7 protein-coding genes and 1 pseudogene are annotated in these 8,386 nt (G+C 45.2%); 5 read left to right on the top strand and 3 right to left on the bottom strand.

All coding sequences use genetic code 11. The features are described 5' to 3' along the window. The 3 genes and pseudogenes from AC0QT1_RS08100 to AC0QT1_RS08090 form a co-directional block, all read right to left on the bottom strand. Positions 1 to 544: pseudogene (locus AC0QT1_RS08100) on the bottom strand (DUF7146 domain-containing protein); the annotation flags it as partial. Between the two features lie 101 nt (positions 545 to 645). Further along, entirely contained in the window at positions 646 to 852 is a 207-nt protein-coding gene (locus AC0QT1_RS08095) for a helix-turn-helix transcriptional regulator (protein WP_473202075.1), read from the bottom strand. A gap of 220 nt (positions 853 to 1,072) precedes the next feature. After that, positions 1,073 to 2,239: a tyrosine-type recombinase/integrase gene (locus tag AC0QT1_RS08090; protein ID WP_473202074.1), complete on the bottom strand. Its 1,167-nt coding sequence runs from the start codon at positions 2,237 to 2,239 to the stop codon at positions 1,073 to 1,075. 97 nt (positions 2,240 to 2,336) lie between these two features. Between AC0QT1_RS08090 and AC0QT1_RS08085 the strand changes: the two genes are divergently transcribed. From AC0QT1_RS08085 to AC0QT1_RS08065, 5 genes are all read left to right on the top strand, one after another. Beyond that, complete coding sequence (locus tag AC0QT1_RS08085; protein WP_473202073.1) at positions 2,337 to 2,549, top strand: hypothetical protein; 213 nt, start codon at positions 2,337 to 2,339, stop codon at positions 2,547 to 2,549. Positions 2,550 to 2,557: 8 nt separating this feature from the next. After that, positions 2,558 to 2,779: a hypothetical protein gene (locus AC0QT1_RS08080; protein WP_473202072.1), complete on the top strand. Its 222-nt coding sequence runs from the start codon at positions 2,558 to 2,560 to the stop codon at positions 2,777 to 2,779. 30 nt (positions 2,780 to 2,809) lie between these two features. Continuing rightward, positions 2,810 to 7,648 carry a phage major tropism determinant gene (locus tag AC0QT1_RS08075; protein WP_473202071.1) on the top strand — a complete coding sequence of 1,613 codons (4,839 nt, stop codon included), beginning with the start codon at positions 2,810 to 2,812 and terminating at the stop codon, positions 7,646 to 7,648. A gap of 14 nt (positions 7,649 to 7,662) precedes the next feature. Beyond that, the gene (locus tag AC0QT1_RS08070; protein ID WP_473202070.1) at positions 7,663 to 7,992 is read left to right on the top strand and encodes a hypothetical protein; all 330 of its coding nucleotides are present in this window, start codon (positions 7,663 to 7,665) and stop codon (positions 7,990 to 7,992) included. A gap of 75 nt (positions 7,993 to 8,067) precedes the next feature. Continuing rightward, positions 8,068 to 8,386: lysozyme (locus AC0QT1_RS08065; RefSeq protein WP_473202069.1), on the top strand; the 319-nt coding region annotated here is incomplete at its 3' end.

Here is an 8,386-nt window from a genome sequence, read left to right as displayed (position 1 = left end):
TGGTAACTGTTCTGTTTTGCATCCATTGTCTTGTAAAAAGGTTCTATGGATTGCAAAGGAGGCAGAGCCCTCCACATGAGCCACCAACGCGGGGATATTTTTCCCAGAGGGATGAGGGCATTTATCGTGAAAGCGTAAACTAGGGAGGCAGGTTACAAGTGATCCCCCGCTTGCGTAAATAAAGCTCTGCTAAAGTGTCTTTAATTGGTTGACTTTGCTTCCAAATTTTTTGAGCTCTCTCTGCTTTCTGTTTTGCTGTTTTATCTTCAGAACAAAGCTGTTTTGAGAGAGAGAACCTATAATCATAAGCTTTATCAAAACATGTTTGTGTATCGATAAGACCAATATTCTTGAGAGCTTGTATGATCTCTCTAAAAGAGCAGCCGGCATAACAATAAAGCAAGAGCCGCCCATCATTTCCATTGGCAAGAGATAAACTAGGCACTTGATCATCATGAGCAGGGCAGCGTGCAAGTCCATAAGCACCATGCCAGACACCCCGCAAGGCATTTGTAATGCCCCGAGCATTTATAAAATGATACATTTTTCTTGTCCCTTAGACGTTGCGTCACAGGACGGATTTTGCTATTTTTAATTCGTGATAGTTTGAGAAAGCCTTGTCCGTCCTTACGTGACAAGGTTTTTTTATGCCACATCACTGAGATGTTGACGTTGCGTTTTGGCTTTTTCAATCACATCCATCAGATCCGATTTTAACCAACGTGATAAAGAACCAAACTTTAAGGGTTTTGGTAAAGATCCATTGGTGACATGGCGACGGAATGTTGAAACGCTTATATGCAATAATTGTGCACTTTCACGGTCTGTAAGAAGAACATCATGTTCAGTCATAACTAAATCCTTTCAATCTAAAAAAATATTAACAAATCATAAGTATTTATTAACCATATTTTATTGAGATTGCAAAGTAAGTTTAATCATAAAAAACAGTCATTTATGATGTATTTTCTCATTTGATAATTTATGAATCTTATTGAGCAAAAATGAGAGAACGAAGAGAGAAAGTTATCCACAGATAATGAAGGAATGATGGGGTACAAAACCCCATCTTTTAAGATTGACCTGTAACATAAGCCGCCCATTTATCCATATAAACACGGCGCTGCTCTAAATAGTCCGTACGACGGTAAGCACGTTCTACTTTACCCCCGACCGTATGACCTAGAATGGTTTCTGCTACCTCAAAAGGGGCATCTGTTGTTTCTGCTAACCAATCGCGTAAACTAGACCGAAAACCATGCGGGCATGCTTCAAGTCCAATTTTTTTCATGTAGATTGACATGCAATTGGCAGCAAGGGGACCACGACCTTTTGCAGAAAAGAAGAAATCATTGCGAGAGAGAGGACGTGCTTGTTTCAAAATTTCCAATGCTTCTGTTGAGAGAGGCACGCGAAACTCTGTTGTAGTATCAAGCCTTCCTTTCATATTCTCAGCAGGGATGGTCCATATATCTCCATCAACTTGATCTTTATGGATATGACGCAAAGAATATGTACGAACCCCTGTAAGAATAAGCAGACGCAAAGCCAGACATTTTATGCTTGTTGTTTCGCAAAGTGTTTTATAAAAAGCCGGTATCTCTTTCCAATCCATTGCTGGTCTATTCGTAACTTTATGGCGTTGTTTCCCTAAGAGAGCTTTTGCTTTTTCTGTTGCTTGCAAATCAACATCCAAACCCAAGGCAGCAGCATGTTTGAGACAAAGATTAAGACGAGTTAGAGCTTTATAAGCAACACCAGGTTTTGCATGCCAGATAGGAGCAAGTGTATTGCGTATATCAGTTTGTGTAATCTCTGAAACCGGTAGGCAGCCTAATTTAGGGAGAATATGAAGCTTTAAAGGTAAAAACCACTCACCATTTTTACCATCATGTTTGAGTTCAGCTTTACGACTTTCAAAAGCATCGAGAGCAATATCTTTTAAGTAATGAAGATTGCGCATTGCCTCACGCTTTTGTTTGTCACGTTCTTTAATGGGGTCGCGACCCTCACGTAAAACAGAACGCCACCCAGTTGCACATTCACGGGCTTGTTTTAAAGAAACATCTCTTAAGGCACCCAAGCCCATTTCACGACGGCGCCCGTGAATGGTATAGCGTAAAAGCCATTGAGCACCCCCATCTTTACGCTTATGAAGGTACAAGCCAGCACCATCATTATATTTGCCAGCCCCCAATGTTGCGACAGCCCTTGCATTAAGACGATTCATAAGAGGCATTTTTGTTCCTTTCTAAACGGTTTTCTACCCACACGATAACCCCGCTTATGACGTGCAAAGAAGTGACTTTAATTGATTGAACATAAGATGATTTGAATTGAGAGAATCTTACAATATTCGGGGGTCTAATTCAATATGCAAAACAGTAAATTATCATTATAAATCAATGTGTTGTCTCTATTATTCCACTCCTATCACAGAAGGACTAGAGGATCGAGCGCATCATGAACACCGTCTTTTAGCGGAAAGTTATGGTGGAGCAGAAACGCGTCCGATCAATGTTTCGGTTGTTTTTGGTATTAAGACATGAGGTTATGAATGTTATCCAAACCGTTTGCGATTTCAGGCATCAGTGACCCGTCTCAGTTACGGGTTGTTTTTTATACAGGTCAGCATTTTGTTCATGCGCCACTTTCTGAGCTTTTAGAATTGTTGAGGGTCTCGTTGCGTTTAGAATTTGAGGGTTCAATCCAATCACTAGAAGAGCGGATAGGTGTTTTAAGGAGTGAGCTAGAAGAGCTGAAAGAGTGTTCATTTTAAAGATAGAGCTAGAATTGATGGAGCAAGATTATGGGGATCCCGTACCATACGCATGAGTATTATCTACCCGCGGCGACGAAAGAAGAGATAAGAGAGGGTCGATCAGTCACTACGGTCGTTGTGCCGAAGTTATTAGGAACGGCTTCCCTTTATGCCTATGAAGCTTTTGCGACGGCGGAGCAGCTAGTTCAGGTTAGGCAAGGATCGGAGCAAGCGACGGCGCACGCCAATGGAGCGTATCAAAAGGCGGAAGAAGCGAAGGGAATAGCGGATCGGGCTCTGAAGCAGATTACGCAAAGTGGTGCCACAATCACGACGGTGCTTACCACGGCTACCGAAGCAAAGGAAGGCGTGAGATCAGCGACAACGACAGCGAATGAGGCGAAATCGACAGCCGATCAAGCCTTGGCAGCAAGCGGTGATGCGAAGAGTAGAGCAGAGACAGCGGTTAACAGCTCACAGAGTGCGCATGAAGTAGCCTCCAGAGCAGTGTCGGAAGCAACATCAGCCAAAACACGCGCCGAAGAAGCCAAACAGTTTTCAGGGGAAGCGAAGAGGCAATCGGAGAATGCGGAGGTTTTAGCCCAACAAGCTAAGAGTGCATCTGAAGAAGCCAAGCAAGGAGTAGAAACAGTTAAGGCAGAAGTTTCAGGAGCTGTTTCTGTTGCAAAGGAAGCCAAACAAGCTTCAGAAGGTGCCGTGAGGGTAGTCAATGAAGCGAAAGGTCTAGCAGAAAGAGCTGTAACAGCATCCAATGAAGCGAAGGCAACTGCTGTTGAGGCAAAGTTTTTATCGGAAAGGTCTCAGAGTAAAGCAGAATTGGCAGAGAGCCTTGCTAATGAAAGCAAGCATACGGCAACAGATGCGAAGAATGCGAGCACGACAGCAACGACTATTGCGAATGAAGCCAAGCAGATAGCAACAGATGCGAAAGGGACAGCGGATGATGCAAAAACAATGGCAGAAGGAGCGAAGAGTTTAGTAGATAAAGCTGTCTCTGATGTGCAAGATGTGAAGAATTCTGTTGCAACAGTGGTAGAAAGTTCCAATGAAGCGAAGGCAACCGCTGTTGAGGCAAAGGATGTAGCAGAGCAGGGTAAAGGAACTTCAGAAACGGCGATGTCTACAGCGAATGCAGCCAAGGTTACATCTGAAGCAGCCAAGCAAGAGGCAGAAACAGCAACGGCGAAAGCAGATCAAGCGCAACAGATTGCAGATGAAGCGAGGCGAGTAGCCAATGAAGTGAAAGCAGCAACAGAGCAGGCGGTGAGTGTTGAGAGACAAGCGGTGCATGCACTTGATGCGTCTTTTAAGGGTTTAGTAGAAGAGGCAAAACAGAAGGCAGAAACAGCACAGACGTTAGCGCAAGAAGCCAAGAGTAAAGCAGAAGAAGCACAACAGGTATCCAGTGATGCGAAGTCATTAGCCGATGAGACAAAAGGGATTGCGGAAGCAAGCAAGAAAACGTCAGATCATCTCAAGGAAATTGTTGAAACTGTTAAGAGTGCATCCGAAACAGCGACAGCGAGCAGTACGGAAGCCCTCACAACAGCGAAAGATGCCAAAAGCACAGCAGATACAGCCTCTAGTGTAGCAGGTGAAGCAAAGGAAACAGCGTCGAGTGCGCTGTCTTTAGCCAATGGTCTTCAGCAATCGACTGAACAGGTTAAGAATACAGCGGAAGCAGCCAAAAGGACGGCAGAAGGTGCGGAGCAAAAGGTTTTAACAGTTGAAACGCTAGCCTCTGAAGCGAAGATGAAATCTGTTGAAGCCAAACAATCTGTAGAAGAGGTGAAGAGCACGGCGGATTTAGCGAAAAGTTTAGCAGAAGAAGCCAAGCAATCTTGTGATGCAGCGCTCAGTGCAGCGACGGATGCCAAGAATGCGTTGACGGCAGCTTCAAGCTTGATTGATAATGTAAAGCAAACAGCGGATGAAGCCAAGCAAGGGGTTTCTGATGTGAAAGTTATAGCACAAACAGCAGCCTCTACCGCCAATGGAGCGAAGGGTGTAGCAGAAGAAGCCAAAAGCGCGGCGGAAACAGCCACATCGAAAGCAGAACAAGCACAACAGGATGCCTCAGAAGCAACGCGTGTCGCCAATGAAGCGAAAGCGGTAGCAGAGCAGGCTGTACAAACTGATAGACAAGCTGTAGCGTCTCAAGATGCATCTGTAAAGCAATTAGCACAAGAAGCCAAGCAGAAAGCGGAAGAAACAGAAAAGAAAGTTGTTTCGGTAGAGGCATTAGCCACTGAAGCGAAAGTTTCTTCAGAAAGATCAGTTAATATAGCTCAAGAAGCACAACAAACATCGAAGAGTGCACAATCGACCGCACAAGAAGCCAAACAGCTATTAGAATCCGTTAAGGGCAAGGCAGAACAGGCAGAAACATTCGCTTCTCAAGCGCAAGCGAAAGCTGGGGAAGCCAAGCAAGGTGTTGATGAGGTTAAATCTACCATACAAGAGGTGAAGAGAACAGCAGAAGATGCCAAGCAAGCGGCAGAAGGAGCAGCGACAAAGGCAGAAGATGCGTCGACGAAGGCTCAAGAAGCAGGAGAGAAAGCCAATGGAGCGAAGAGTTTAGCTGAGGAGGCACAAAGGGTAGTCAATGAGAGCAAAAGCGCCTTGGAAGAAGTCAAAGGTTTAGTTGAGGCAACAAAACAAACTGTAGCGACAGTGACAAAAACAGCTGAAGAAGCACAAAAGACAGCCAAGAAGGCTAGCTTAGATCTTATCTCAGTGAAAGCGAAGGCTTCGACGGCAGAAACAGAGGCTGATGAGGCGCAACAAGTTTCAGAAACAGCTAAACGTACAGCAGAAACAGCGTTGAGTGTAGCTAATGAATCGAAAGGGATTTCAGAAACAGCCTTAACAGCAGCCAATACAGCGAAGAGTAGTGCAGAACGAGCAGAAACGGTAGCCAATGCAAGCAAAACAATAGCGTCTGAAGCGAAAGGTTTAATAGAGGAAGCCAAACAAAGCTCTGATGCAGCCAAGGGAATGGCACAATCGGTGCAGACATTAGCACAAGAGGCTCAAAGACTAGCGGGAGAGGCAAAACAAGCCTCGCAAGAAGCCAAACAAGAAGCCAAGAATGCGCAAACGACAGCTCAACAGGTAAAAGAGTTAGCGGAAGAAGCACAGGAAGAAGCAAGCCAAGCCAAGAAAGTCGCTGATGGGGTGAGCTCTAAAGCCAATTTAGCGGCGGTAGAAGCGGAAGAAGCCAAGGAAGAAGCTGGTCAAGCCAAGCAAACCGCCCAGGGAGCCGATAAGAAGGCAGATGGAGCCTCCACGAAGGCTTCAGAAGCATTGGAGATAGCTAAAGAAGCCAAGAGCGTATCTGAGGGAGCACAAAGGGCATCAAAGACAGCCGAGAGTACGGCTACAGCAAGCAAGACCTTAGCGGATGGGGCGGCAAGAGATGCGACTGCGGCAAAACAGGCAAGTGAAAGAGCCGTGGCTTTATCCACGGAGGCTAAAGGTGTTTCAGCAACAGCTCTTACAGCAGCCAATGGCGCGAAGGATAGTGTCACAGCGGCTCTGAGCTCAGTCAATGATGCCAAAAGAATTGCTGGAGAAGCAAAAACGCTTTCCCAACAATCAAAGACTATAGCGGAAGAAGGCAAGCGAGGAGTAGATCAAGCCAAGCAGGTTTCAGAGGATGCGAAGGCTCTAGCCACAACAGCGAAAATTACTTGTGATGATGCCAAGAAAACAGCAACATCTGCTCAGAGTGTGGCTTTGCAAGCAAAAACGGAAGCGAGTGAAGCCAAACAGCTAGCGCTTTTAGCAAAGACCGGTTTAACCACAGTCACCCAAACTGTTTCTGAGGCAAAAAAGACCGCACGGGAGGCAAAACAAGCTGCTTTAGCCGCACGTCAGAGCACGAGTAGTTCTTCTGCTTTTAATAATTTTCTCAAACAGTTAAATTTGATTGCTGTTTCGTCTTCTACCCCTTTTCTTATTGCCAGTGATAAACAACAATTAACGTTAAAGAAAGGAACGCATATCCCTTTGTTTCTTGCCAATGATGTTTTGATTGCTAGTTACACATCAGATCAAACACTCACGGTTCCTTCCTCGCTTTCGCTTGGCAAGGATTATTATATTTATTTGGTTTTGGATGCAGGGCAGTCACACAAACTTGTTTTTTCAGAAAATTCGACTTTTCCCGATGGTTATACAGCGATGACTTCGAGGAAGATAGGGGGGTTCCATACGCTTTGTGCGGATGTTGGCACGATAGATGGTCACCCTTTATCGGGTTATCAGGCGGGGGATATTCTTCCCAACTCGGTTTGGTGTCTTAATCATCGTCCGCATAGTTCTCCAGAAGGGATGGTGTATGATCCCTCCCAAGACCTTTGGGTTGATATTTATTTACAGTCAGGCACGGGTGAAACGACGTGCTCTGCGTATGGTGTTCCCATAACGACCAATCGCTCCTATACGGATCACTTATCGGATTTGTTGCGTGTTAAGAAGTGTTTGTTGAATGATGAACAGTTTGCTTCGGCGATGGATGGAAGCAATGAAAAGACAGGCATTGAAGGGAAGAAAGCGCCTAGCCCCAAACATTCGGGTGGTCATGTTGATACGTCCAAGCGCCGCATGATCTCGCATATTGGTTGTGAGGATGGTTGTGGTTATGTTTGGCAGTTTTTATCAGAAACTTTTCCCATGCAGATCGCTTCTACAACCGCTGGAAGGACGGCTTTCAGGACGGTGATGAATGTATTGGTAGGAGGGGGGAATTGGTCTGGTGGTTCTGCTAATGGAGCATATGTTCGTAATGGTCAGTATTCCCGTAGTTCCAAGGATGAAACCTTAGGGGCGCGTGGTTGTAGTCGTCCGCGTCATTTTGTTTAGAGGAGAGTGCGGGGATGAGAGAGTATCCAGAGCATTTAAATAGCAAGCAAGATTATTTGAACATGCTGTCCTATGACCGTGCTGAAACGGTAAGAAGGCTAGAAGCCCTTTTAGGAACGCGTTTTCATTGGGTTCGTGTCAAAGAGCTAGGAGAAGGGGAAGAAGGTGTTGAAGATGAGACACACACGGTTTTCGTTGAAACAGGGATGCCTCTAGATTTTGACGGAGATGTTATCGAAAAGCGCTCTCAGTATGAATTGCAAGAGAGTGAAGTTTCTCTTCTCAGTAGCCTTGGCTTTCGAGTTGAGGAGGTTGAGGAATTACTAAGAGAGAACATCCAATAGATCACGAACAGCTATCATTCAATTATTCCCTTTTATCGAGCCTCACTTTTGTGGGGCTTTTTTATGGAGCAAGCCATGAGGACAATATCGCAAGAAGGTTTATCGCTGATCAAACAATGGGAAGGTTTACGTTTGAATGCTTATAAAGATGCCATTGGAGTTTGGACGATCGGGTATGGTCACACCAGTAAAGCAGGTAGCCCGCTTGTTAAAAAAGGCATGAGCATCACGGAAAAGCAAGCCGAAGAGATCCTTTGTGAGGATTTAAAGCAATTTGAGAAGGCGGTTTCGAAAGCGGTGAGGGTTTCGTTAAGCGATGAACAATTCGCGGCGTTAGTATCATTTTGCTATAATGTAGGGACAAGCGCCTTTTGCAACTCGACTTTGTTGAGAA

The sequence above is a fragment of the Bartonella sp. P12B genome, assembly GCF_055796185.1.
This window is presented reverse-complemented; position numbering and strand designations above follow the sequence as displayed.

Bases quoted from the DNA above. Each gene is read 5' to 3' on its own strand.
- AC0QT1_RS08095 (WP_473202075.1), bottom strand. From the start codon at position 852: ATGACTGAACATGATGTTCTTCTTACAGACCGTGAAAGTGCACAATTA.
- AC0QT1_RS08090 (WP_473202074.1), bottom strand. From the start codon at position 2,239: ATGCCTCTTATGAATCGTCTTAATGCAAGGGCTGTCGCAACATTGGGG.
- AC0QT1_RS08080 (WP_473202072.1), top strand. From the start codon at position 2,558: ATGTTATCCAAACCGTTTGCGATTTCAGGCATCAGTGACCCGTCTCAG.
- AC0QT1_RS08075 (WP_473202071.1), top strand. From the start codon at position 2,810: ATGGGGATCCCGTACCATACGCATGAGTATTATCTACCCGCGGCGACG.
- AC0QT1_RS08070 (WP_473202070.1), top strand. From the start codon at position 7,663: ATGAGAGAGTATCCAGAGCATTTAAATAGCAAGCAAGATTATTTGAAC.